General features: G+C 36.7%; 21 protein-coding genes. 7 read left to right on the forward strand and 14 right to left on the reverse strand.

Annotation, left to right across the window (positions count from 1 at the left end; translation table 11 throughout):
* The first annotated feature begins 66 nt into the window (after positions 1–66).
* Both HWV58_RS16090 and HWV58_RS16095 read left to right on the forward strand, forming a co-directional pair.
* Positions 67–1,389 (forward strand): paraquat-inducible protein A, encoded by a 1,323-nt coding sequence (locus tag HWV58_RS16090; RefSeq protein ID WP_175635072.1) that lies wholly within the window; start codon positions 67–69, stop codon positions 1,387–1,389.
* Between the two features lie 13 nt (positions 1,390–1,402).
* Positions 1,403–2,749: a paraquat-inducible protein A gene (locus HWV58_RS16095; protein WP_175635073.1), complete on the forward strand. Its 1,347-nt coding sequence runs from the start codon at positions 1,403–1,405 to the stop codon at positions 2,747–2,749.
* A gap of 65 nt (positions 2,750–2,814) precedes the next feature.
* On the opposite strand, the gene HWV58_RS16100 is transcribed toward HWV58_RS16095, so the two are convergent.
* The 4 genes from HWV58_RS16100 to HWV58_RS16115 form a co-directional block, all read right to left on the reverse strand.
* Complete coding sequence (locus tag HWV58_RS16100; protein ID WP_175635074.1) at positions 2,815–3,333, reverse strand: hypothetical protein; 519 nt, start codon at positions 3,331–3,333, stop codon at positions 2,815–2,817.
* Positions 3,334–3,564: 231 nt separating this feature from the next.
* Complete coding sequence (gene gwsS, locus HWV58_RS16105) at positions 3,565–4,659, reverse strand: grasp-with-spasm system SPASM domain peptide maturase (RefSeq protein WP_394354252.1); 1,095 nt, start codon at positions 4,657–4,659, stop codon at positions 3,565–3,567.
* 166 nt (positions 4,660–4,825) lie between these two features.
* Positions 4,826–5,728, reverse strand: a complete 903-nt coding sequence (gene gwsG, locus HWV58_RS16110; RefSeq protein ID WP_175635076.1) for a grasp-with-spasm system ATP-grasp peptide maturase — start codon at positions 5,726–5,728, stop codon at positions 4,826–4,828.
* Positions 5,729–5,864: 136 nt separating this feature from the next.
* Positions 5,865–6,104: a TIGR04139 family peptide modification target gene (locus tag HWV58_RS16115; RefSeq protein WP_132395641.1), complete on the reverse strand. Its 240-nt coding sequence runs from the start codon at positions 6,102–6,104 to the stop codon at positions 5,865–5,867.
* 366 nt (positions 6,105–6,470) lie between these two features.
* On the opposite strand from HWV58_RS16115, the gene HWV58_RS16120 reads away from it, so the two are divergent.
* On the forward strand, positions 6,471–7,355 hold the full coding sequence (locus HWV58_RS16120) for an NmrA family NAD(P)-binding protein (RefSeq protein WP_175635077.1): 885 nt from the start codon (positions 6,471–6,473) through the stop codon (positions 7,353–7,355).
* A 32-nt stretch (positions 7,356–7,387) separates the two neighbouring features.
* Here the strand turns inward: HWV58_RS16120 and HWV58_RS16125 are convergent, their stop codons facing one another.
* The 3 genes from HWV58_RS16125 to HWV58_RS16135 form a co-directional block, all read right to left on the reverse strand.
* On the reverse strand, positions 7,388–7,801 hold the full coding sequence (locus HWV58_RS16125) for a hypothetical protein (RefSeq protein ID WP_175635078.1): 414 nt from the start codon (positions 7,799–7,801) through the stop codon (positions 7,388–7,390).
* 91 nt (positions 7,802–7,892) lie between these two features.
* Complete coding sequence (locus tag HWV58_RS16130; protein ID WP_175635079.1) at positions 7,893–8,288, reverse strand: hypothetical protein; 396 nt, start codon at positions 8,286–8,288, stop codon at positions 7,893–7,895.
* Positions 8,289–8,315: 27 nt separating this feature from the next.
* Positions 8,316–8,975 (reverse strand): hypothetical protein, encoded by a 660-nt coding sequence (locus HWV58_RS16135; protein WP_175635080.1) that lies wholly within the window; start codon positions 8,973–8,975, stop codon positions 8,316–8,318.
* 497 nt (positions 8,976–9,472) lie between these two features.
* Here HWV58_RS16135 and HWV58_RS16140 point away from each other — a divergent pair, with 497 nt between their 5' ends.
* Together HWV58_RS16140 and HWV58_RS16145 are read left to right on the forward strand one after the other, a co-directional pair.
* Positions 9,473–10,042 carry a dihydrofolate reductase family protein gene (locus HWV58_RS16140; RefSeq protein ID WP_175635081.1) on the forward strand — a complete coding sequence of 190 codons (570 nt, stop codon included), beginning with the start codon at positions 9,473–9,475 and terminating at the stop codon, positions 10,040–10,042.
* Between the two features lie 270 nt (positions 10,043–10,312).
* Positions 10,313–10,483 (forward strand): hypothetical protein, encoded by a 171-nt coding sequence (locus tag HWV58_RS16145; protein ID WP_175635082.1) that lies wholly within the window; start codon positions 10,313–10,315, stop codon positions 10,481–10,483.
* Between the two features lie 432 nt (positions 10,484–10,915).
* Here the strand turns inward: HWV58_RS16145 and HWV58_RS16150 are convergent, their stop codons facing one another.
* Both HWV58_RS16150 and HWV58_RS16155 read right to left on the reverse strand, forming a co-directional pair.
* Positions 10,916–11,764 carry an oxidoreductase gene (locus HWV58_RS16150; RefSeq protein WP_175635083.1) on the reverse strand — a complete coding sequence of 283 codons (849 nt, stop codon included), beginning with the start codon at positions 11,762–11,764 and terminating at the stop codon, positions 10,916–10,918.
* A gap of 383 nt (positions 11,765–12,147) precedes the next feature.
* Positions 12,148–12,936 (reverse strand): hypothetical protein, encoded by a 789-nt coding sequence (locus HWV58_RS16155; protein WP_175635084.1) that lies wholly within the window; start codon positions 12,934–12,936, stop codon positions 12,148–12,150.
* A gap of 471 nt (positions 12,937–13,407) precedes the next feature.
* On the opposite strand from HWV58_RS16155, the gene HWV58_RS16160 reads away from it, so the two are divergent.
* A complete protein-coding gene (locus tag HWV58_RS16160; protein WP_175635085.1) occupies positions 13,408–14,262 on the forward strand; it encodes a hypothetical protein in 855 nt (284 codons plus the stop codon).
* 3 nt (positions 14,263–14,265) lie between these two features.
* The gene (locus HWV58_RS16165; RefSeq protein WP_175635086.1) at positions 14,266–14,709 is read left to right on the forward strand and encodes a hypothetical protein; all 444 of its coding nucleotides are present in this window, start codon (positions 14,266–14,268) and stop codon (positions 14,707–14,709) included.
* Positions 14,710–14,786: 77 nt separating this feature from the next.
* Here the strand turns inward: HWV58_RS16165 and HWV58_RS16170 are convergent, their stop codons facing one another.
* From HWV58_RS16170 to HWV58_RS16190, 5 genes are read right to left on the reverse strand one after another with little or no spacing between them, the layout of a single operon-like run.
* Positions 14,787–15,806, reverse strand: coding sequence for a hypothetical protein (locus HWV58_RS16170; protein ID WP_175635087.1), 1,020 nt, complete (start codon positions 15,804–15,806; stop codon positions 14,787–14,789).
* Positions 15,806–17,545 carry a restriction system-associated AAA family ATPase gene (locus tag HWV58_RS16175; RefSeq protein ID WP_175635088.1) on the reverse strand — a complete coding sequence of 580 codons (1,740 nt, stop codon included), beginning with the start codon at positions 17,543–17,545 and terminating at the stop codon, positions 15,806–15,808. Before HWV58_RS16175 ends, HWV58_RS16170 begins: the two co-directional genes overlap by 1 nt.
* Positions 17,545–18,903, reverse strand: coding sequence for a restriction endonuclease subunit S (locus tag HWV58_RS16180; protein ID WP_175635089.1), 1,359 nt, complete (start codon positions 18,901–18,903; stop codon positions 17,545–17,547). The genes HWV58_RS16175 and HWV58_RS16180 overlap by 1 nt, the downstream gene beginning before the upstream one ends.
* Positions 18,900–20,450 (reverse strand): type I restriction-modification system subunit M, encoded by a 1,551-nt coding sequence (locus HWV58_RS16185; RefSeq protein ID WP_175635090.1) that lies wholly within the window; start codon positions 20,448–20,450, stop codon positions 18,900–18,902. Before HWV58_RS16185 ends, HWV58_RS16180 begins: the two co-directional genes overlap by 4 nt.
* 18 nt (positions 20,451–20,468) lie before the next feature.
* Positions 20,469–23,258 (reverse strand): type I restriction endonuclease subunit R, encoded by a 2,790-nt coding sequence (locus tag HWV58_RS16190; RefSeq protein WP_175635091.1) that lies wholly within the window; start codon positions 23,256–23,258, stop codon positions 20,469–20,471.
* Positions 23,259–23,427: the final 169 nt, after the last annotated feature.

Below are 23,427 nucleotides of genomic sequence, written 5' to 3' on the forward strand. Positions count from 1 at the left end.
TTTACAATACCATTGTTTATCTGCCAATAGTTTCGTTAAAGGACATTGAACAAAGCACAAAACAGTTTGGAAAAGACGACTAAAAGGCCCGCAGAAGGAAAACTTGTTTACCGGATTTTGCTAATTCTCTCCCTGGGCATATTGCTGATTGCCGAAGGTTTTTTCGGTTTCCGCCTGCATGAATTATCCGGTAAACAGGAACAGATCAAACATGATTATTCCCGGGTGAACAACATTACTTATGGGCTGTTTTCGGTTCAGCAATGGAAGGATAAGGTAGCCGATATTGTCCATCATCAGGTTTCAGGCCTTAAAATAACCCGCCAGCAGAAAAAAGTATTGCAGGGCGAAGTGGAGCAGGTTCTTTTGGCGCTCATTGATAAGGCTGAAGCGCTGGTAAACAAGCCTAAAAAAACCATCAGCGGCAAAATTCAAAAGTTCGCCATCAAAAATTTTGTTAACTCAGACAGTATCCGGGCACAGGTACCCACCTTTGCTAAAAAAATTATCGCCGAAATAGATAACCCTAAAAATAAAAAACAACTGGGGCGAATGGCTCTGGGCGAATTTAATGAAATAGCCCGGGAAGAAAGCCAGGATACGGCATTTGTTGCCAACAGGGCCATACTGAACAAAATATACAATAATTACGGGGTGTCTTCCAATCAACAACTCAACCAAAAACTCATTGCCTCGCTGGCCAACATACATAAACAAACCTACTATTATTGTTTTGGCATGTTAGCTTGCGTAATTGTGGTGCTTGCATTCTGGTGGTTCCTGCGTAAACGCACAGATTTGCACACGCCACTATTCATTATGTCGCTGCTTTTCGCATTCATACTTTTAGCTGTCGGACTTACTGCATCGATGATCGAGGTCGATGCCCGTATCCGTTCTTTAGACTTTGTATTACTTGGAGAACATGTGGTGTTCGCAGATCAGGTGCTTTTTTTTCAGAGCAAAAGCATTATGGATGTGGTTAGGGTGCTGATCAGCCAGTCGGCGATAGATTCGGTTCTGGTTGGTGTGCTGATACTCGCTTTCAGTATCCTGTTCCCAGTGGTAAAACTGAGCTCAACGGGTGTGCACCTGCTAGGCGGAAAGCGCTGGGCAGAGAACCGGCTGGTGCGTTACTTTGCTTTTCAATCCGGAAAATGGAGCATGGCGGATGTTATTGTTATTGCGATCCTGATGGCTTATATCGGTTTGAACGGGCTTCTGGAAAGCCAGTTAAAGGCACTGAATATCAACAACGAGTCGCTAACAGTGCTCACCACCAACAATACTGCACTACAGCCAGGCTATATTATTTTTATCTGCTTTGTATTGTACGGATTAATTCTATCTACGATTCTCAAATCCATTACCACCCGCCAGGTGCATTAAACCCGAAAAATTAATGAGCAAACTGCAACAATATATCACCAGCGCTACCAAACCGGCTACCAGCCATTCAAAATCAGTGTCATTCGTCCTGGTCATGGCACTTTCGCTACTACTATTAGCAGCAGCCTACTGTGGATACCGTTTTAGAGCCCTTAGTTATAAACAGAAGCGTATTAAGGAAGATTATAGTCTTTCGAACAATATCACTTTTGGTATCTTTTCGGTTGACCGCTGGGGAGATAAAATATCTGCTGTGGTAGACCGCCGGGTAAAGGGCTTTAAATTAAACAAAACCCAGAAAGCAGATATGCAACAGGAGGTAGAAACGCAGTTGCACCAGATGGTGAACAAAGCCGTGGCAGAGGTAACCCGGCCACAGAAAGGACTTGGCGCAAAACTCAAGAAACTGGCTTTCAACACTTTTGTAGATGTAAAGGAAATCCATGCACTGGTTCCCTCCTTCTCGCGCACGATCGTAAACAAAATAACCAGTCCGAAAAGCATCAAAAAGTTAAAATCTATAGCGAAGGGGAAACTCGATGAACTCGAAGCCCAGACTTATGACCGCAGCGACGGGACCATTTCGTCTCTAGAACGGAGTATTTACCGAAAATACCAGGTGGAAAATGCTGCCGCTTTCAACAAGCTTACTGATGCTAAACTGAAAAGGATTAAAGGGCTTAGTTATAACTATGCAATAGGAATGACAGCTTGTATCGCGATCGCACTGCTGCTTTGGCTGACCTTACGCAGGAAAGTAGACCTGGAGGTTCCCCTTTTTATCATCTCATTGCTTTTTGCCTTCATTCTGCTGGCAGTAGGTGTATCTTCTCCCATCATAGAGGTTGATGCCAGGATAAGTACACTACAATTCGCATTACTTGGAGAAAAACTTGTCTTTAACAATCAGGTGCTTTTCTTTCAAAGCAAAAGTATACTGGGCATTATTGGTACGTTAATAGAACAACCTAAACCCGATGCGGTACTTGTGGGGGTGTTACTGCTACTATTTGTGGTCATCCTCCCCTTGCTAAGGCTGGTTGCCAGAGGCTTGCAGGCATCATGCAGTGAACTGCTGGGCAATTCTAAATTTGTCCGTTTTCTGGCTTTTGACCTTGGCAAGTGGGATATGGCAGATGTAATGGTGGTAGGGATAGCCATGACTTACATTGGGCTTAACGGGATCTTAAAAAGCCAGCTCTCGGGCCTCAATATAAAGAGCGAAACATTAAATGTAGTTACGGCAAATAATTCGGCGTTGCAATTGGGTTTCTTCATCTTTGTAGCCTATGTGGCCTATAATATCATCTTATCCTCGATCCTCAAACGTATAGATGAACAAAATGGTCCCTGCAACTAACAATAGCTTATTAGTTGGAAGATAACCACCTCAGCTTTTGTATGCTCTTCAGCTTTGGGTTTTGGTTATATTTTTACAATCAGTATTTCTGGATAAGCTTTTCCGCTAAGTTCAAAAGAACCAAATTCATGGGAATTAACTTTGAAGTTCCCGGCTTTAAGGTAATCGGTAAAACAAGGGCTACTGGCTTTATGCTGGGTAAGGGTGAATTCAAAACTAACCTCAGTTAAACTTCCCAAAATGACCTTGTAGGTATATTTGCCGGGTTTATTATCCACAAGTGCAATTTCAACCGCGCCGCCTAATGGAGGATTTTGTTCATCTGACAATGTTCTCCAGCGGTTTATAGGTAGCTCTCCGGTAGCGGATAAAACCTTGATATCTGCTGTTTTCAATCCTGCTACTCCGATCAGATTTTTGCCGGTTAGTTTATCTTCGAACCTGATTAAAACCCGCTCGGGAGCTCGTTCAGCAAGTATATTAGCGCAAGCAGGAGTATCGGGTGCGTTTTTACGACAACCGAATGAAACAAGGATCAGTGCAGAGAAAGTTAAACCTAGCAGGCGTTTGGAAAAAGTTTTCATTACGTTAATTTATTTAACGGTTAACTGTATCCGGTTCTATTGATAGCTTAAACGAATATCATATCCCTTTCGCGACAGCATTTGGATTAAAAAAAGAAGGAAATTTTCAAAGGCATTACAATATCCCTTTTCAACTTAATTCATCTCCCCTCTTAGGAATTGGATAATGCGCAGGTGATGTAAGGCACACAATCTTAGCAAGGGATGGTAAAAATGATAGTTGTTTTAGTCTCAATGGGCATTAAGCATTTCCTGCATGCTGTAATGTTGTATTGTTTTTTGTTTAAGCGGGTTGGCGCTCCATTCTTCCCATACATTGGTTGAGGGGTTGTAGCCACATTTTAGCGGTTTGGATATATCAAGTCCTGCCTGGTTTGTATGTGTACGTTCTGTAAATGCCCTGCAATCTGTACAAACATTTCTGAACTCACAATCCCTGCAAACCATGATATCATTTTTAGTGATGTTCCAGTAAGCCTTAAATTCTTTAATATTTATGGCATCTTCTAAAGCAATGTCATTGATGTTTCCAAAACTCTGAGGCATTGCCGGGCAGTTTTTTATATTGCCATTTTTATCAATACCTATTTTTTTATTAAGGCATGAATTATGATTAACGGCTTCTAAAACCTTCATAAGGTTAGTATCAAAATACTTTAAGTCTACTTTTCCACAAGAATTCAGTTTTAAATGTTGATTGGTAAAAACCAGGTTAAACCTGAAAATATCAGTTGGCTCAAACGGAGCATTTTCACATTTATAAAATATCAAACTGTAGATCCTGGTACAGTTCTTATTAAGTGTTTTTATAAAATCCTCATCAACTTCCGGGTGATACAGAGAGAAAATCTCGATGCTTTCTACACATGAGTCGTTGAATGTGGATTCTAAATTTAAAAAAGATGTTAAAGGAAACACAGTTTCACAATAGAATACCAAATGTTTTATCCCTAAATTAGCTATAGATTGCACCAGCTGTGGCGATAGCAATAAATCAGCCGTCTCAATAAATATATTCGAAATTTTGCCTGCCTCTCTAAATTCGAGAGAGAGTAGTGGAAAATTTCTATCCCAATCATGCTCAGTAATAAAGCCATATTCTTTTTCCAACAAATAATCGAGATATTCTTTTACTATTTCTTTTGATTCTTCATCATAAAAAGCAAATACTTCTTCAATAGAATTGGATTTCAACTCCTCAACAATGTTGTACAATTCTAAAGATTGCAACTCAGAATTGTTGCGCTGTAAATCAGAGATCAGGATCCTGTTAACACCTTTGGTTATTAAAATATCGCTAAATAAATTAAAGTACTTCATAACAATCTGCTAATTGGCTTATATGGTTTTACCAGCATCAGAAAGTTGGTCTTGTAGCAATTGCATGTGCCATAAATCACCTCATTACTTTTTTGATTATTTTTTTCACCTCTGTATTCATCCACAAACCTGAATGTAAGCGGCAACTTATTTTTTTCTTCGATTTGGTATCTCATAAATATTCGGCTATAGCTTTCTCTGCAGCATAATTACACATGGCTGAAACCCCTAAAAATTGGCCAACGGTATTTACCTCTAAAAAATAAAATTTCTCTCCGCTCTTAATAAAATCTATTGATCCACAGTTTACATCCAGTAACAGCATTAATTGATGCGTTTTCTCTTCAATTTCAACAGGAAGATTATATCTCACATTTCGGTTAGGCTTTTGAAGATTGTACTTTCTGAAATCGGTTTTGGTTCGCTCATCACTTTGTGACATTATTGCTGTAGAAAAGAACTCCCCGTTCAAATAAAAGCTCCGTATTTCGAAATCTTTCTCAATTTTTTCCTGAAAAAATGTGATAAAAAAACTGTCTTTTTCTTTATGCTCTATTATGTTGGTGTACATAATACTTTCCGCATAATCTTTGTAATTATTGATGGTAATGTTTCCGGTTAATGGCTTTATAATGGTTTTATCCAAAACCACTTCAGCCGTATCTTCAGCCAAATAAAACTCAGGAACATCTAGTCCTAGCTTTTTGGCCTGCTCTAACACCATAAGCTTGTTTACAGCACTGGTGCTTTGCTTATTGACGTGTTTTTTTGATTCAATTTTTTTGATTACATAATCCTGCAACCAATGTTGGTGCTCCTGCATGTGGATATCTACAGCCGGGTTATCGTATTGGATATTTTTAAACCTTAATCTCCCTCTTCTGTACCAAACACTGGTTACTTCATCGATATAAAAGCAGTTTCTATGGCTTTCTATGTAGATGCGTTTTTCTTTCGCTCTTATCTCAAACACTTCATCTTCATCCACCCGAATGAATTTTTTATCCATTGCCAAAAGCCATTTTATAACTTCATTGGTGGTAGTCTCTTGCTTCTTGGATATAATTAAAATCATTGTTATTATCTTAAGCCCTCAATGTTTTTGATATGGTTGCCCCCGGTTTAAGAGGGCAATCCATAACTTTTTCAATAATCGTGGTTAAATGGAATTTTGGCCGGAATTGATCGGCGAAATTACATTTACGCAGATGCTAGTAATTATGAATAGGTTCTCCCGGTGCAAGACGACGGATCTCCCTGTAAAGGTATTGACCTGTACCATTTTCGCCCGAATAGTGGTCATATTCTATACAACCCTCTCCAACAAATACATTAGATTGAATGTCGGTGTAACCTCCCAATGCCCTTCCGCCGTTGATTGACGATAAATCAGTCAGTTTTTGGTTTTCAAGTAAGGAGAAATCCTTTTTCGTTCCTTTTAAATTTTTCATGATATTAATTTTAATTGATTAGGTAAATTCGCCAACATGCCCTGGCGTGTGGGTTTTGTTCGTTTAAAATTCGATACAAACAAAGGGGATTACAAGCGGCAGTTGATATGTGATAGGTTTGCGTATCTTTTCGTTAATTCTGAATGCATATTCGTAAAAACGGATAAGCAGCAACAAAGAGTTTTACCTTTTATATGAAATTAAAGTTTCAACGAATGGCATATTGAAGCAGCACATTGACTATTTTTTGTTTTTTAGGAAGGATGATAATAAGCTGATCCCTTACGCAAATTTCCAAATAATAACTTATTTCCTGCCATCTATAATAATTTAAAACTTCTGCCTGCTATGAGGGGTTAGTTAGTTATGAAATCTAATTTTGTAATCTTAGGGGGCACCGGCCATATCGGATCTGCACTGGCCAAGCAACTTTTAAAACGGGGGGAGTCTGTGCTCATTATCGGGCATAACAATGCGAAAGCAGAACTTTGGAGAAGTAAGGGAGTGGGCTTTGAGACTGCGGATGTGCTGGACAGCGAAAAATTACATGAACTTTTTGGGTTGGCTGATCGCCTTTTTATTTTAAATCCACCTGCGGATCCAGGCAAGGATACTGAGGCACAGGAGCGAAAACAAGTACAAAGTATACTCAAAGCGTTAGCCGGGCTAAAGCCTGAGCAAATTGTAATGGCCTCTACCTATGGTGCAAGAGATGAGAAAGGGATATTTGACCTGGGTACCCTTTATGCGCTTGAGCAAGGGCTTAAAGCCCATGGATCTCCCCTTGCTATTATTAGGAGTGCTTATTACATGAGTAATTTAGATATGTCTGCTGAAATAGCGATTAAATCAGGAAAATTTGATACGCTGTTACCAGCGAACTTTAAATTACCAATGGTATCGCCTGTTGATATCGGTCATTTTGCTGCGCAAATAATCAGTGAGAAGCGGCTGGGAACTTTTTATATTCAGGCGGCGGAGGAATATGCTGCGGCTGATGCGGTGCGTATCCTAAATGATATCCTGGATAAAAACATAGTGGCCAATGAGATCCCTAAAGAGGATTGGGCAGCTTATTTGCAAAAGGCAGGTTTCTCTGCTGCTTCCACCCAATCATTTATCGGCATGACTGAGCTTACTATGAATGAAAAATTTGAGGCTCCCGAACCATATTTTGGAGAAACTACGCTGGAGGATTACCTCGGAGGGCTAGTGCAAAAATTATCACAGAAGCGAAAGGAAGAAGGATAAGCCAGGCTTTGGGAATAACAAAGCCGCGTAAATCAGAATACGGCTGGACTGACGTGTTTAAATTCAGCGATTTTCAGGGTATATATTTTAGGACTGGTGATATTGCAGTTCGGAGTTGAAGTAGCTGCTCCTGTGATGGTAAAATCAAATCCCACCTTTTGCCCGACTTTCTTTAGGCTTTCATGAAGATCTGCTGTTTTGATTGCATTGGTATAGGAGACTCCGTTCAGGCTAAGCTTGTCCCCAAATTGTTGGCCGTGGGATGAGGCGGAGTAAATTTCGATCAGCCAGTAGTCTCTTGTGGTGTCGGTATTACAGGTTTCTTTTGCGATGACGGTTCCCACTGCACCATTGTAGGGCATTTTATAGGGTCCGTGTTCTTTGCAGGCTGATACAGCCAGAAAAGTGGTAAATAAAATTGAATAGATAAGGATTGATTTTTTCATAGCTTTGTTTTACTGGGTTGATCCTGGCTTTGGTAATTATACTTACGCGGCTATCGTTGGCTAGGTTTAACGTAAGGGCCTGGCAGGCTTATTAATTTTTGTTGATCCGGCGGTAGCTCAGACCTCCCCCATCGTATGCATCCTGGCTGATGGAAAGTTGATAGCCGGTAATGGAGAAAAAGCTTTGTGGATCGGTGCCGTCAAATGAGAGAAAATCTTCCTCTTGCCTTGTGATCATGGAAGTTTTACGGATAGTGTTGTATCTTCCTTGCCTGAGTGATTTAAAGTCCCTGGTTTCCGAGTAGGTGTTTTTAGCAAATTCAAGGATGTTACCTTGTCCGCTCTGGTATTTGATGGTTCTTCCTGAAAATCCTTCCTGGACGGATTCCAGTTCCCATTTTCCGCTGAGCTGATCAGAGTTTTGATTGTCTTTTTTACAGGATGCAGCGGTAAGCGAGATCATTAAGAGCAAGATTAGATTTTTCATGATTTGCCTTTCTTTTTTTGTTGGGTTTTAATTGTATGGTAAATCGTCGGTATTTGGAATGAGTTGCTCGTGGTTGACTATTGGATCGGTTCCAAATTTGATTTTTTTATAAGTACCCCTGGTTTTGTAGCCTGGATAATGAGCGACAAACCGAATATAATTGTCCTGTCCGGGTTCGATTTTGAATTCCAGGATGGTGTCCAGGGGTTTTGCTGAAAGTGTCTGCCTTTTGAAGTTTACCGCAACTGTTAGGCTGTCTGCAGTTGTTTTATCTATTTTTAGGTGAAATTTAAGGGTGTTGAACTCGGTTGCTTTGACGATGATTTGGTTGTCTTTCCCTGCATTTAATGGGTAACTAAAGTACTCGTAGGCTGATTTATAGTCATCTGTTTGAATGAGCTGAAGCTCGTAGGCTGAATATTTTCCATTGGAGGTAAAGTTGAGCTGAAAATTTCCGTCGCTTCCAGCGCTTGTAGTGGCTACCTGATCGCTACATATTTCCCCTCCGGAAAATGGGTGGATTTTGCAGCCAAGTATGGCGATTTTTGCGCCGCCAATGCGTTTGTTTTTGGCGGTATCGGTTACGTATCCGTATACTTTGGTTTGGACACCCTTTGGGACTTTCTTACAAGCCAGGGTGAAGAGGGTAATAGCGAGCAAGAGGTAAATGGTAAGTTTTGGATTCATGAGCGTTTTTTGTTTTTAAAGAAACGCAAAGATTGGGCGGTTTGCGACAGGTTGTTAAAAAATTAATAATTAGTTAATACTGGGCGGGGACTGAGAGGTTGGGTAGCGTGTGCAGTTTGTTGTTGCAAATGGTAAACGCTGAACTAGTTATCCCGGCAAGTAAATTCAGGAGGGTACAGTATTTAAAACTACTTTATTTGAAGGCTATTTCCAGTGTATCGATCAGTTTATCTGTATTGTCTGCTGGATTCAAGATACTTCTCATTAAAAAGGATGATCTGCAAATACTATCTGAAAGTGTGGAAGAACCACTTTTGCCAAAATACCCAACTGGGAAAAAAGCTAAAAATACAATGCTGATAAGTCCCGTATTTTGTCTTAAACGACCCCCATCCGGATGGAACGAGTATATTATTTTTGATCTAAAATAATTAGGCAAAAATTTGTCTTCAATAAGCATTAAATATTTAAAGAAACCCAAAATAACAAGCACCAGGATGAGAAAAATTATTTCTTTTATGCATATATCCCTTGATGGTTTTGTTGCAGGTATTAACGGCGAAATGAACTGGATTAAGGTTGATGAAGAACTTTTTGACCATGTAGGCAAACGGATTAGTGGCACAGATACGGCCCTTTATGGACGGAAAACTTACCAAATGATGCAAGGTTACTGGCCTACCGCAGCAGACCAGCCTGATGCGAGCAAACATGATATTGAACATTCAGCGTGGTATAAAAAAGCCCATAAACTCGTCCTGTCAAAAACAATGCAAGGGAGTGATTTGACTAATACAACAATTATCAGCAATAATATTGCAACACATATCAAAGAAATCAAGCAACAGGAAGGTAGTGAAATTTTACTTTTTGGCAGCCCAACAGCAACCCATTCCCTCATCAAGGAAAACCTGATTGATGGGTATTGGTTATTTGTGAATCCGATTATTCTTGGAGAAGGTATTCCCCTTTTCAAAGATATTAAGGACAGGGTAAAACTGAACTTACTGAGCTCCACACAGTTTTCAAATGGTGTAACTGAACTCAGTTATCTTGTAGAAAAATAACAGTGATTATTAAGTATGTGAACTATCAGGATCCCTGAAATCATGCAACCGGGAGGAAATTGATGTATTGTGGCGGTTCCTGAGCGACCAGGATAGGTTTGGAAAATAATGTAGTATATTCAATACTTTTGATCTGAATTTTAAAAAACCAGTTGACAAGAAAATGAAATGAAAACTGACTTTTTTGGTAGAAATGTCAGGACAGTGAAATATTGATCAGCTGTCCTGCCATACAGGCTTACTTGGTTTGATTTTTGAATACTTAACTGTATGAAAAAATATCTTCCTTATTTATTTGCATCTGCGGTTTCGGTAGTAGCTATTTTGTCCTCCTTCACGCTAGCCGATCCTGAACTGGGGATTTCAACCGCCTGCTTAAGCTGGGTAACCTGTATATGGATCATTTCCGGTGATAAGAAAAACCATACCTGTCTTTCCTAAGTTTATTGTGCTAATTGATCCTGATTTACCATGGGATCCAAATGCCCTTTAAAGGGGCTTCTACATTCCAACACAGTTTCCGTTAATTTCAGGTTTTGCTGTCAATTACGCAGCCTGTAAAAATTTCGAAGCTTTTCCTCCATGATTTGAGGTTGTTCGCAAACCTTATGCTACCAGAAAAGAAATGAAGTAATCCTCTTGAACTGTCGTTCTGCCAGTTATATATATTGGTAATATTCCTATCCCCTTTATGATCGCTAACGCTCGCTGAAATTATTACCATCACAAAACACAAGCCCCTCATTGTGAGGGGCTGTTATTGTTCCGGATTTTCTCTACCTAATCCTGGAGTCAATATATAGGCACGCAGGCATCCATATTAACAGAACAACAATCAAATTTAAGCCTTGAGCATATACTGCTCAGGACAAATTAATTTTTAGCGTAATCTGTACTGCTCGAGATACTTTCCCATGCATCTACTTCTTTACCTCCCTCTTCGCTTTTGATACGGAAGGCAGCCACGGCGTCAGAACCTAGCGGCAAATGTATTGGCGGGTTTTCACTTTGGGCTAAATTAACAATTACCTCTGCTAATTTCACAGGATTGCCTGGTTGGTTTCCGTCTATCTGACTGATAAAACCCCTAACATGTCCGACTGTTTCTTTGTAATCCTCAACGATTTTTTCTGCCGCCTGATAGGATTCAGTAGAGGCAAATTTTGTTCTGAAATACCCGGGTGCTGCTGCTGTAACTTGTATTCCCAGCGGTTTTACTTCAAGGGCTAAACCTTCGGTTATACCTTCTACAGCAAATTTGGTAGAACCATAAAGTCCGAAACCAGGAACAGAAGCAGTATAACCAAGCAAAGAGGATATATTGATAATATGTCCTGATTTTTGGCTACGCATTTGGGGTAAAACAGCTCTTGTTACATTCAACAAACCAAAAACATTGGTATCATACTGTTTTCTTACCTCTTCATCGCTCACCTCTTCAGTAGCTCCCAGTAAGCCATATCCAGCGTTGTTCACCAATACATCTATACGGCCAAATTTGTTTATCGCATCCTGAACACCCTGCCTCACCTGATCTTCTTTGGTTACATCAAGGATTACTACCAATGTTTCGTTTTTATCCCCTAATATTTCTTCCAGTACAACAGCATTGCTTCTAACTGTTGCCACAACATAATCTCCTGCTGCAAGTGCTGCTTTGGCGATTTCTAAGCCAAAACCTTTTGATGCACCTGTAATAAACCATACTTTTTTCGTTTTCATAACCTTCATTTTTTTATGCTTTTAATAACACCACCCTGATTATCGATAGCATTCTGCTTGCATTTTTATATTAACTAATCAGGCTGTAAAAGTGCTAACAAGAGCTAAAGGAGTTGCGTGACGTATATCACATTTTTAAGCTGCCCGATTATCGTGACATACATCACATACAGATAGGCTGATGGCGGCTCGAAGAAAATGTTAGCAAAGCAAAAATCTTAGATCTTTATGGTCGGGGCAAATGTGCAAGCCTAACAGGATGTTTAGCATTCAATAACAATTCTTTTCACAAGTAATATATTGGTAAGTCGGTTTAGCTTATGAAAAAATCGCTGCAGATTATTGAAATAGCTCCACCTATTTATTATTGTTTTTCTACTTGGTTATTGATCCGGCTGCAACCAGTCTTGTTTTTTGGTATTAAGTTGGTATTTGAATACTCCTCCTCTCATGCCTACATAAACCGTATTGTTGTGGTAAACGATTGAGTTTGGGGAGAGGTAATATAACCAGTTGGTGTTGCTATACAAGGTTGTGATGTTGAGCTTATCATCTATGGATAGTAATGCGGATGCTGATGCGATGAGGAAATGTTTGTTGTTGTTTACAGTGATTGCCCTTGGAGCTGAAGGTAAGCTCAGGTAATTTGATGCGCTCCATTTTTCTCCTTTTTTTTCGATTTGCAGGATTGAACCTAGGTTTAATGACATGTGGAAAAGGCCTTCTATGGCGTAGATTTTTCCATCGCGCTGTATAAACTGCTGGAGATTTGGGCGAGCGATCAGGTAATTTGCTTTTCCATCGGCGGAGAACCAGTTTAAGCTTCCGCCAAATTCTCCGTTATTAAAGCCGACTAAATAACCGTCATCTAATTGGAGTACGGTGCGGGTGCCGGCAAAAGGGCTATAAAATTCCTGGTTTTTCTCAGGTTTCCGGCTTTCGATTTCAAATGGAAGGTCATTTTTTTTGCCGTTAATTCCTTTTTCGACTTTAACCTGATTGTCCTGGATGTAGACGCGGTAATCGCCGCTATGGCTATAGCTTAGCAGTGTGTCTCTACCGGATGGAAATGAATGGCTTTTCCGGTCTGCGACCAGAGAACTTTCTTTCTGGGCTTTTAGGCCTATGGGGAGGTTCAGCGAGAGAAATAAGAGCGTAATTAAGGTTTTCACAACTGTTAAGTTATGTTTTTAGTTTAAATTAGGGCCGCTTTCGCGAAAAACAGGAATAAAAAATCTATAACTAATAACCAGCTATTTATCTATAAACACCAATCAATCATCTACTAATTCTATAGGATTACTTTCCTATGCAAAAAGTAACCTACCTTTAGGTATCAATAAGTTACAGGAAATAATCTGAAAATTGTATAATAGTCATGTATATAATAGGAAAATATATACAATTTAATATTAAATCAGTACTTCGTACAGTAGTGCAATATCATCTATTTAAATATTAGATTTAGCAGTTTTAAGAATTACAACATTTTTAACAACTCCCTATTACAGTATGTTTAATAAATTATACTCATGTCATCATCAAGCAGTAAAATAAATTAAACATTAAACGCTAAGCTACTAAATTATTAGTATAAATATTTTTTGTATCTTGAGACTTTTATAAATCAATTATCACTCTCAATGAAGAAAAGAATTCCATTCAAAAATTATCGTTACCATTTAGTGCCCGTTAAATCAGACCAACTATCTATATTCAATAAAGAAATTACTGTTGAACAATTAAAAGAAAAGAAAAATCAATTTTTTAGCGAGATATTATTAGCAAATAAATCAATAAGGGGAATCAATACGGCTCAATTACCTATAGAAATAGATTATGCTGAAAATGATATCTTTATAATGAAGCTTGCTGTAGAGAGAAAGACGACATTATATAAGGATTTCAAACCATTGGACTTTAATAATCAACCATTTATATACATTGCGATAAATAATGATTCAGAAGTTCAAAAGATATTAATTGAAGATAATCAAAGCGCTTTTAAAAAAACGAGTACAGTAAGAAATATATTGCAGCATGCATACAGCACTCTGCTCGCCAAATATGAACTTACCATTCACATTGAACCTGTTGTAGATCAAGGATCATTTTGGGATTTTGTTGGAAAAAACCAGAAAAAGATAGAGAAACTTGAATTTGAAATTGTTAAGCCAAATCTTGCTAGCATTTCAAAATCTTTAACAGAGCCACTAAAACACCTCATTGACGTGACAAACAGTCACAAGACTAATATCAGTCTTAAAGCTCCTGAGAATGGTGTCCTTGAAAACATTAACAAAAAAAACACTCATCTAAATAACTTAGTTAATTATAGTAACGAGGGTGGTGGAGATAATATTAAAATGAAACTCAAAGGTATTAAAAAGAAAGTTAGTACTTCAAATATGGTTAAGGAAACCTATATTGATTCCGCAGAATTTGAAAGCACCAACCAGTTAAAGTTGATAGACGTATGGAATAAAATCTTTGAATAGCTTATGTTAAAGAACAGTTGTATATTTTTTGGTTTAGGTATCTTGATGACTGGGTTCTGTTATTCAATTAAAAGTGAGTTTTTAGCCAAATTTTTACATCAAAATATAATCAGCCTAACGATTACCCTAATAGCAATCACATCTGCTGTTAGAGCAATTATTTTGAGCAAGTTAACCGAGATTAAAATAGCACATAAGGAAATTGATTTTTCTGAAACATTCAAAGAATTAAAAATATCCATTTATGAGCAGGTTGCTATGATTGTAATATCGATAGTTACAATAACAATTGGAGACAGTAAAATTATTGCAAATGACGCTAGTTGTACAGCATCATTTGCGGTAGACTCTATTTTAACTGCTGTGCTTTTTTATAGCATATATATTTTATATGATACGGCAATTGCAGTAATTGATATTTTTATAGCATTAAGTAAAAAAAGTTAAACGCGTTTATTTTAAGGTAATCTGTCATTAATCTATGCAATTTAGTTTTTTCAAAGGGATATTTATAATATTAGTTTCTATAAGTAAACTGCCATCCATTCGGGCTTTGTTTTAATAGTTTGTAAAAATGGTCGCTTCAAGAATTTACGGTCTTCAAACATTTCTAATTCATAATCTTCGATTGTGTCATCTAAAATTTGTTCGTATGTCTGCCCTAATTTTCTATCTCTACTCCTAAAAAGTCTGTTTGCAACTGTTCTTAGTTCTGTTTTTGAAAAACCCCTAGTTTCTTCATTGTAACGTTCTTTGATTTGGAATAACCAGTCCCAAGTTGATAATTTATCGGCATCATTATCAAAATCAATTTCGATATCCGCTATTCTTAGTGTTCTGTAGTCTAAGTCGGCACTGTCGTTAATTGAAACTAAAACCCCAATTGGAATATGCGTGGTGTCGTATGCATAAAATGAAACTCGACCTGCATCAAAAGGATTTTTTGTGCTTTTACATTTCTTGTTACATTTGCTGCAAAGCGGAACTAAGTTTTGAAAATTCACTGTAGCGAATGGAAAATCTGCTTTAGGCAAATAATGGTCATTATCCTCTCTATAATGTGTTTCTGCTGATTCTATTGGAGATAAACCACAACATGGACAGAACTTAAATTCAGGATTAGCTGACCTCAATTGATTATAATAATCAAGCTTTTCGCCAGGTACTTCTGCTCTGTCTATTAGATAATCATAAAATTTTACCAACAAAGGTTTCATATCATCTTTTACAACATCCGCTAAAGTGTCTAACTCGATTGGAGTCAAAGTTCCTGCACACAACTCATCAATTCTATTATTCACATTGAAAGCTTCTCTTATGTCTGCTCTTTGCTCGTCAGTTAAGGTTTTACACTTTTGGTAAATTGCATCAACATCAATTTTTAACCAAGCGTATGCGTTATATATTGTTTCAAAATTTGCTTCAAGTAAAGCTGAACAAGTCGATGCGTCAGAAGCATTACACCACACTTGACAAACCAAATGCTCAACGTATGAATGCAAAGTAAATATTGGATGATTTATTGGTCGGTAGGTTCTCAGCATTAGTTTGCGGTTTGAATTTTATTTAAACGTGCTAAAACCATATCTTTTTCAATTGACTCACCAAGCTTTTTAAGTTTGGATTTTACCTTTTCTACATCTTGCTTTGAATTGATGTTCTCGAATTTGATATTTTCCAATTCAGAATTTGACAAATCACCAATTGATTGGTCATAATGAAATAATCTGTCTAAAATTAATTCTACTGATGTTCCGTAAGTATTAAAGGAACTATCTAATTCTGAAACTTTCTTCGCTGTGGTATTTCCCTTCACGTCTTTTTCAAATAGAACAACATTGTCGGGCAAACAATCTGAAATAATAAAAGGAGAGTGAGAAGTTAATAGGACGTCCTTTAATAAATGTACATTATAGCTTCCATTCGGATGCTCTCCTTTATTACCTGCGGTAATACTATCGTTTAATATTTTCACAAATTTGGCTCTCCAACTTGGATTAAAATGTGTTTCGGGTTCGTCCAATAATAAGAGAGAGCGCTTATCTTTTAGCAACAAACAAATTCCCATTGTGTGAATAAATTGATGTTCTCCATCTGAAAAACTTCTTAAAAGTAAATCTTTAATTTCTCCTGTTTTCTTTAACTCCTTTGTAATGTAGAAATCTAAGAAATGAAAAACATCTTGCCTCGGGCTTCCTATTGGCAATTTTCCATCTGTGTAAACGCCTTTAGAACGGTACACATCTTTTTTCGTTTCTTCATCAACAAAATGATTATTCAATTCATACAACAATCTGAAAAACTGAAAACACTCTAACGAGTTATTATGAAAATGTACTTTGAAGGCATCCTTCGTGGCGTCATTCACATAAAAATCTAACCAAAGTGTTTTCGTTTTGTGGTCTAAAAACCAAGAAGTAGCACATTTTTTAAGGTCGTCTAGTTGTTGCTGTTCTATGAGTTTTAAAATTGGAATCGTTGTTTGCTTTTTAGTTTTCTCGTCTTCAAAAACAAAATCGTGTAATTGAATATTCATTCTGAAACTTTTCAGACCCAATATTCCTGTATTGTCTATATCCCTTAATGGTGCTAATGTTTCTTTACTCTCAAACAAAAGACAAGCAAGCAAAACTGCCTGACTCATATTGTTGTCAATATAAATTAGACTGTTTTCAGGTTCGTCAAAGCGTTCATAATTATCTCTTGTTGCTTGTTTATATTCATCTAAGTGGATTAAGCGACTTTTAATGAACGGTAAACTTAATATTTCATTTTCGCCTGAAGAGTAACCAATAATATGTGCAGGTAGATATACTTTTCCTTCTGCCGCACTGTCTCTTAACTTTGGTGGAACTAAAGAAACTTCATTCCTTTCAGTGTTTCCAAATGGAAATGACTGAATAAACATTTTCGGCTCTTTTCCTTCTTCCTTGGTGATAGTTACTTTGTCGAATAATGCGACAACATAACCTTTACGGTTATGCTGCCCAATCAAATATTCTAAAGTGAAAGCATCAGGTGTACATCCATTTCGGTTAAAGTTCTTCGGGTCTTTTATGCTTTCAGGTAAATATTTTGCAACACAAACTTCCAAGTGATAAAATATATTTGCTAATGCCTCTAATACGTTTGACTTACCGCTACCATTTAAACCTGCAAAGCAGAATGGGCGAAAAGCACCCATTGCTTCGGTATCTGCCAAAGTATGAAAATTGATTTCAAAACCTTTTTGCAAGCTTCTGAAACCTTCTTCGTTTTCTATTTTGAGTTTTAATAGTTTCATTAAACGGTAAGCTTTGCTCTTTTAGTTTTTTCATCAAATACTTGTTTCACTTTTCCCTCTTTCAAAAGCTCAAAAACAAATCCTTTAGCTTTATCATATATTTCTTGTTCTGAAAACTTTTTTTCGTTTAATTCGTCTTTATCAAGTCTTTCAAGCAATAGTTGAATTGATTTGGTGTTACTATTTTCATTGAAAAAAGTAAAATCATTTTCAAGCAACACTTCTAAATCTACAGCGGTATTAAAATCCAATTCTCCTTTAAAAGCTAATTGTGAAGTAGCATCTATAAGGATTTGAATATTTTTTCCTGATTCCCGCAGCTTGTTTTTCAGTTTAATTAATTTCAAAATCATTCTTGCAAATAAATTTTGCAATTCAAGAGGAGGGACAATGAATTCTATTTCAATCAAATCTTTAATATTGATTCTTTTTACAGTAGCTCCAATAACTTTTTTACTAATCATAAATTGAGTTCCATCAGAAAGCAATTGAGACCAAAAGAAAACAGGATTAATTAAATTTTCATCAGCTCTAAAAAGCATTACTCTTTGACCAAGGCTAATGTTTAAATTGGGAGGTATAATTGCAGCATCTCCTACACTACCTTCTCTTCCAAAAATAATGTCATTTTCTCTTGGTTCTAATCTTGCTATCCTTGTTATATGGCTTGCCGCTGATATGTATTTCATACTATCCCAAAGAATTTCCCCATTTTTTATTTCAGAAGTTCTAATACAGGGATATTCGGATTTTACTTCTAAATACTCGGGAGTGGAATGTGGACAATCAATAACATTTGTAGAAATATTATTTAGGCTTAATTTCTCCCATTTTTTGTTATTTAAAAATGAGTCCCCAAACATATCTGAAAATGTGGAACGCCTTAATTCATCAAATAGATTTATTGAACTTTGTCTTTTTTCTAGAAGAGATTTTGCTTTATCCAAAATAGCAATAACCTTATTTTGTATTTCAAGTTCAGGAATTGGTATTTCGATATTTTCAATATAATTCTTTGATATATGCTTTAACCCAGCACCTTTAAAACCTTCTTCAAGTATTTGGATATTACTTGATAAATAGTAATAGACAAACTTCGTTTTAATATCATCAATTCTATTTATAGTCACTATACAGTCTGTTGAAGTTGAGAATGGCTCATCAACATAGTGAATGCTCGGACTGCCACCTGTGCCGAAAATCAATGCTTCATCAAAATATTGCTCTGTATCAATCCATTTTGACAAGTTTTGGCTTGATGTGTAAAATGGGAATCGACCTTTTTCAAGACCATCACCTGCCTTTACTCTTGACTTAGGTGCAAACCAGAAAATATCCTTGAACTTTTCTTTTCTCATCCTAATAAGTTTTTAAGTTCCTCCATTTCCTTGCGTATTTCATCTTCTAATTGAAACAAGGATTTAAGAATTTCTTGCGGTGGGTCATAGGTTTTTACTTCATATTCGTACTTCTTGTATTTGTTGTAAGTCAAGTCTAAACCATTGTCTTGAATTTCGGATATTGGAACGAAGAAATGTTCAGTTCTTTCTATAGGTGTATTCGTAAACCTGTTTTTATATGCGTCAATAGCGATTGGAAGAGGATTTTCGGCTAATTTTTTTCTGTTATCATCTAAACTATAACCGTCATTTTTTAATTCATAAAACCAAACCTTTTCAGTATGCCAAGTTTGGCTCTCTTCTTCTGCTTTTGTAAAAATTAAAATCGCTGTTTTAACTCCAGTATATGGTTTGAATGAACCACTAGGTAGTGAAATAACCGCCTCTAATTGATTGTCCTTTAAAAGTATCTCTCTTGTTTGTTTTTGGTTTTTGCTTCCACCAAAAAGTACACCTTCAGGGATGATGATGGCTGCTTTACCTCCCGGACGTAACATTTTGGAAATACGAACTAAAAAGAGCAATTCACTTTGAGTACCATCAATTTTTAATTTGTCACTCATACCGCCTTTGTCAATTCTGCCAGTAAATGGTGGATTTGCCATTATCACAGAATATTCTCCATCTTGATAATTTTGGTCGTATTTTTTTGAAAGTGTATCTGTATTTTCAATTTGAGGAATTTTAATACCGTGAAGCATTAAGTTCATCAAACCAATTCTTACCATTGTTTGGTCAACATCAAATCCATAAAATGTTTTTTCGTGGAGATTTTCCCAAACTTCTTGTTTTGATATTTTATCACCTCCATATTTTTTGAAACGCTTTAGTCCGTTTTCGTCTTCTGTAATTTCTTCGGGACTTGTATATTTTGTCAATATATGCTGGTAAGCTCCTACCAAAAAACCACCTGTACCGCAAGCAGGGTCACAAATTTTGTCTGTCCAGTCAGGGTCTATAATTTCACTCATAAACTGAATCAGGTGTCTTGGAGTACGGAACTGACCGTTCTTTCCTGATGAACCAATTTCGTTGATTAAATATTCGTAAACATCACCCTGTGTGTCTTGAAATTGCTGCCCTGCATCTTGCTGCGTTTTAATGTCTTCAAATATTTCATCAATTGCTTTTACTGCTTCATCCAATAAAGCAGAATTGTTGATGATAAAGATTGCATCCTGCATATACCTTGTATAAGGCTGTGAAGGGTCGTTTAGGTTTTTAATGAATGGAAAAGCCTTTTTAGAAACTACTTCCAGCATAGTGTTGGGGTCAAGCTGTGAGAAGTGCGACCAACGACAATCCTCATTTCCTTCAAAAATGGAGTTGTACTCTTGTTCGGAAAATGTTGTCTTTGCTTTTTCCAAGGAGTCTGCATCATCAATTCTACGCATAAAAAGCAAATAAGAAATTTGCTCAATAGCTGTAATCGGATTTGTAATCCCTCTGCTCCAGAACTTGTCCCAAAGCTTATTGATATTAGATTTTAGTTCGTTTGATAACATTTGTTTTTTCTCTTTTTGTTATGCAGCTATTCTTTGAATAACTGTAATTATTTCTTCAATTTCTTTTTGCGAGAACACACCTAATATACCTAGTGGATGCAATTGTGTAAATGGTGGATTTATCAAGTCCTTCTTTTCAATTTTTCCTTTGTCAATCAAGTACTTTTTCAAAACCGTCATAAATTCAATTTGATTACTTGAAAGGTTGTTGTGCAATTTGATAAATTCATCAAAAGCCAAAGTCACGGTTTCTTCAAAAGAGTGTACTGCTTCAACTTGTAAGATGTGTTTGATAAACTGTAAAAACTTGGCGTGTTGGTTTCCATAAACTCGTTGCAATAGTTTTTCGGTAACGAAAGGGTCTTTTTCGTTCATCATTTCCGCAAGCTCATTCAATTCTTGCTCAGTTATTGATTCCCCTGATTTAATCCTTTTCAAAATCGGATTTTGGTTAGCCAATTGTTGAACCATTGCTTCAACCATTTCTTTGTATCGGCTTACACTCACCAATTCATTTTCAGGACCAAACTCAATCATTTCCTTTTTGTATGTCACATCTTTAAGATTCAAACTTTCCTGTTCGTCACCACCGTCAAATCGTTGGCGGTATCTCATTAATGGTGCAACTTTATCAATGATTAATTTAAGGTCTCTGTCAGTTGGGTTTGTCCAAAAGCTGTTTTTTAAAGCTCGGTTGATGGTTTCTTTTTCTTTCGCAACGACACCAATATTTAAAGGTAATTCTGCAATTTGTGTAACGATTAATTCCTTTAGGTTTTCAATGTCTTGTTCTTCGCTATTTAATTGAGCAATGGTAAATTCAACAATATCTTTTTCAAATCGCATTGCTTTGAAATCAACCGAGGATAAAGCCCTTAATATGGGTGCAATTGTTTGTTCAAGGAATTGAATTTTATCTTCATTCAGTTCATTCCAAAAATTAGGCTCATAAACTTTTTCCAAATCCGTTGCATTGTCTTGAACTACTACATTGTTTTTTGGCAGAGAGTTAATTAGTTTTTCTAATTCTAATTTCTCGGAGTTTGCAATTTCAGAATTTCGTTCACGAGCAACTTTTAATTTTTCCAATCGCATTTTAAAGAGTCGAACAGGCAATGCTGTTTGCGTTGAGTTTTCCTTTCCTTTTGGATTAAGTTTGAAATATTCAAAGTTGTCCCAACAATCAATGATTAGGAATTTGTCTTTGTCGTGACACCAGCTTCTTCTTTGATTCGGATTTAAAACTCTTGTTCCCCTTCCAATCATTTGCCAAAACTTGGTATAAGAAAAAATCGGTTTTGCAAATACCAAATTTACTAATTCAGGAATGTCAATTCCTGTATCAAGCATATCAACACTGATGGCAACTCTTGGAAAGTCGTTATTTCTAAATTGGTCTAATAAACCACCTTTGCCGTAAACTCTTGGGTCGTCTGAAACAATCACTTTGGCTATTTCACCTGCACCTTGCGGATAGAATTGGTCAAACACTTCTTTAATTCTCCTTGCGTGTTTCATTGTCATACAAAAGAAAATGGTTTTGCCTGGCAAAACTCCATTAGGGTCTTTTATACATTCTTCCCAAAATTCACGAACTATCAGAGCATTTGTTCCTTTGTTTGTAACCGCTTTTTCAATTTCTGTTCCTTCAAAATTTATTTCAATCGGGTCTTTTCCTTCTGCAATTAATTTTCTTTGGTCTTCCTCACTTATAGTATTGAGATGAATTCCTTCCTGTTGAAACTTGGTTGTCAATTTCATCACTTCGAAATTTGACAAGTAGGGTGGTTTGTTATTTACAGCATCTTCAAACGTATATGCAAAGGTTGGTAAACCATCTTCACACTCAAACAATTCAAATGTGTTATGGTCAACTGCATCAGTTGGTGTTGCTGTCAAGCCAAGCACAATTGTATTGAAGTAGTTGAGTACGTTTTGATAAACATTGTAAATAGAACGGTGACTTTCATCAATAACAATCAAATCAAAAAAGTGGGGCGATAAGCCGCCTTTTTCATTTTCAATGATGTTTAACATTGTCGGATATGTTGAAACATAAATCCGTCTATCAGTTACTATTTTGGTTTCGCCAGTTTGTGGCCAAACAGAATATTGAGGTGCATTTTCTTTAAAGGCTTCGATTGCTTGGTCTCTTAAAGCAATTCTGTCCACTAAAAATAAAACTCTTGAAATCCAACTTGCTCGCATTAAACCGTCAACCATTGCAATACAAGTTCTTGTCTTGCCTGTTCCTGTTGCCATAATCAAAAGGAATTTTCTTTTCCTTTCTTCCATGGCTTCAAATACAGCTCTGATAGCTTGTATTTGATAAGGTCTGCCAGCAATATTTGTATTTATTAATTCATCTGCCAATGGTTTTTTGTTCTTGCGAATGAATACCATTCTTTCAAGGTCGGAACGTGTCGGAAAAGCAAAAATCTTTCTTGGGGAGTAATTTTCTAAGTCCCAAAAATAAATATCACTTCCATTAGTGTACATACAAAACGGCAAATCACAATTGTATTGTTTTTGAATATTGTAAGAGTATTGTTTTGCTTGTTCTTCACCAATTCTAGCATCTACAGTAGTTTTCTTAGCTTCAATCACTGCTAAAGGTTTACCATCTCTTCCTAATAAAACATAGTCGCTAAACTCGTTATTCTTAATCCTTGTATTGTTCTTCGAGTAACCATTAGAATCTATAATAAAAAACTCTTCAACGACTTGAGTGCGGTCTGCTATATTCCACCCAGCTGATTGTAAACGTTGATCAATGATAAGTTTGCGAGTAGTTTTTTCGTCTTTCAATCTTTGTCAAAATATATGATATCAATAAAAAAGCGTTAATAGCGCTAAAGTATATAATTAATCTAAGAAATGCGAAATCATAAAAAAGAGTTAATGTTTTGGTTGTTACCTTGACAAATTTAGTCTATAGATTTTATGATTTATGTTTTAAGATTCAATTAATAATCGG

Source organism: Pedobacter ghigonis (genome assembly GCF_903166585.1).
Classification (GTDB): Bacteria; Bacteroidota; Bacteroidia; order Sphingobacteriales; family Sphingobacteriaceae; genus Pedobacter; species Pedobacter ghigonis.

What these genes read in the sequence shown, in the direction of transcription:
- HWV58_RS16095 (WP_175635073.1), top strand. Translation starts at nt 1,403, where the DNA reads ATGAGCAAACTGCAACAATATATCACCAGCGCTACCAAACCGGCTACC.
- HWV58_RS16100 (WP_175635074.1), bottom strand. Translation starts at nt 3,333, where the DNA reads ATGAAAACTTTTTCCAAACGCCTGCTAGGTTTAACTTTCTCTGCACTG.
- gwsG (WP_175635076.1), bottom strand. Translation starts at nt 5,728, where the DNA reads ATGATTTTAATTATATCCAAGAAGCAAGAGACTACCACCAATGAAGTT.
- HWV58_RS16115 (WP_132395641.1), bottom strand. Translation starts at nt 6,104, where the DNA reads ATGAAAAATTTAAAAGGAACGAAAAAGGATTTCTCCTTACTTGAAAAC.
- HWV58_RS16120 (WP_175635077.1), top strand. Translation starts at nt 6,471, where the DNA reads ATGAAATCTAATTTTGTAATCTTAGGGGGCACCGGCCATATCGGATCT.
- HWV58_RS16125 (WP_175635078.1), bottom strand. Translation starts at nt 7,801, where the DNA reads ATGAAAAAATCAATCCTTATCTATTCAATTTTATTTACCACTTTTCTG.
- HWV58_RS16130 (WP_175635079.1), bottom strand. Translation starts at nt 8,288, where the DNA reads ATGAAAAATCTAATCTTGCTCTTAATGATCTCGCTTACCGCTGCATCC.
- HWV58_RS16135 (WP_175635080.1), bottom strand. Translation starts at nt 8,975, where the DNA reads ATGAATCCAAAACTTACCATTTACCTCTTGCTCGCTATTACCCTCTTC.
- HWV58_RS16140 (WP_175635081.1), top strand. Translation starts at nt 9,473, where the DNA reads ATGAGAAAAATTATTTCTTTTATGCATATATCCCTTGATGGTTTTGTT.
- HWV58_RS16145 (WP_175635082.1), top strand. Translation starts at nt 10,313, where the DNA reads ATGAAAAAATATCTTCCTTATTTATTTGCATCTGCGGTTTCGGTAGTA.
- HWV58_RS16150 (WP_175635083.1), bottom strand. Translation starts at nt 11,764, where the DNA reads ATGAAAACGAAAAAAGTATGGTTTATTACAGGTGCATCAAAAGGTTTT.
- HWV58_RS16160 (WP_175635085.1), top strand. Translation starts at nt 13,408, where the DNA reads ATGAAGAAAAGAATTCCATTCAAAAATTATCGTTACCATTTAGTGCCC.
- HWV58_RS16165 (WP_175635086.1), top strand. Translation starts at nt 14,266, where the DNA reads ATGTTAAAGAACAGTTGTATATTTTTTGGTTTAGGTATCTTGATGACT.
- HWV58_RS16170 (WP_175635087.1), bottom strand. Translation starts at nt 15,806, where the DNA reads ATGCTGAGAACCTACCGACCAATAAATCATCCAATATTTACTTTGCAT.
- HWV58_RS16175 (WP_175635088.1), bottom strand. Translation starts at nt 17,545, where the DNA reads ATGAAACTATTAAAACTCAAAATAGAAAACGAAGAAGGTTTCAGAAGC.
- HWV58_RS16180 (WP_175635089.1), bottom strand. Translation starts at nt 18,903, where the DNA reads ATGAGAAAAGAAAAGTTCAAGGATATTTTCTGGTTTGCACCTAAGTCA.
- HWV58_RS16185 (WP_175635090.1), bottom strand. Translation starts at nt 20,450, where the DNA reads ATGTTATCAAACGAACTAAAATCTAATATCAATAAGCTTTGGGACAAG.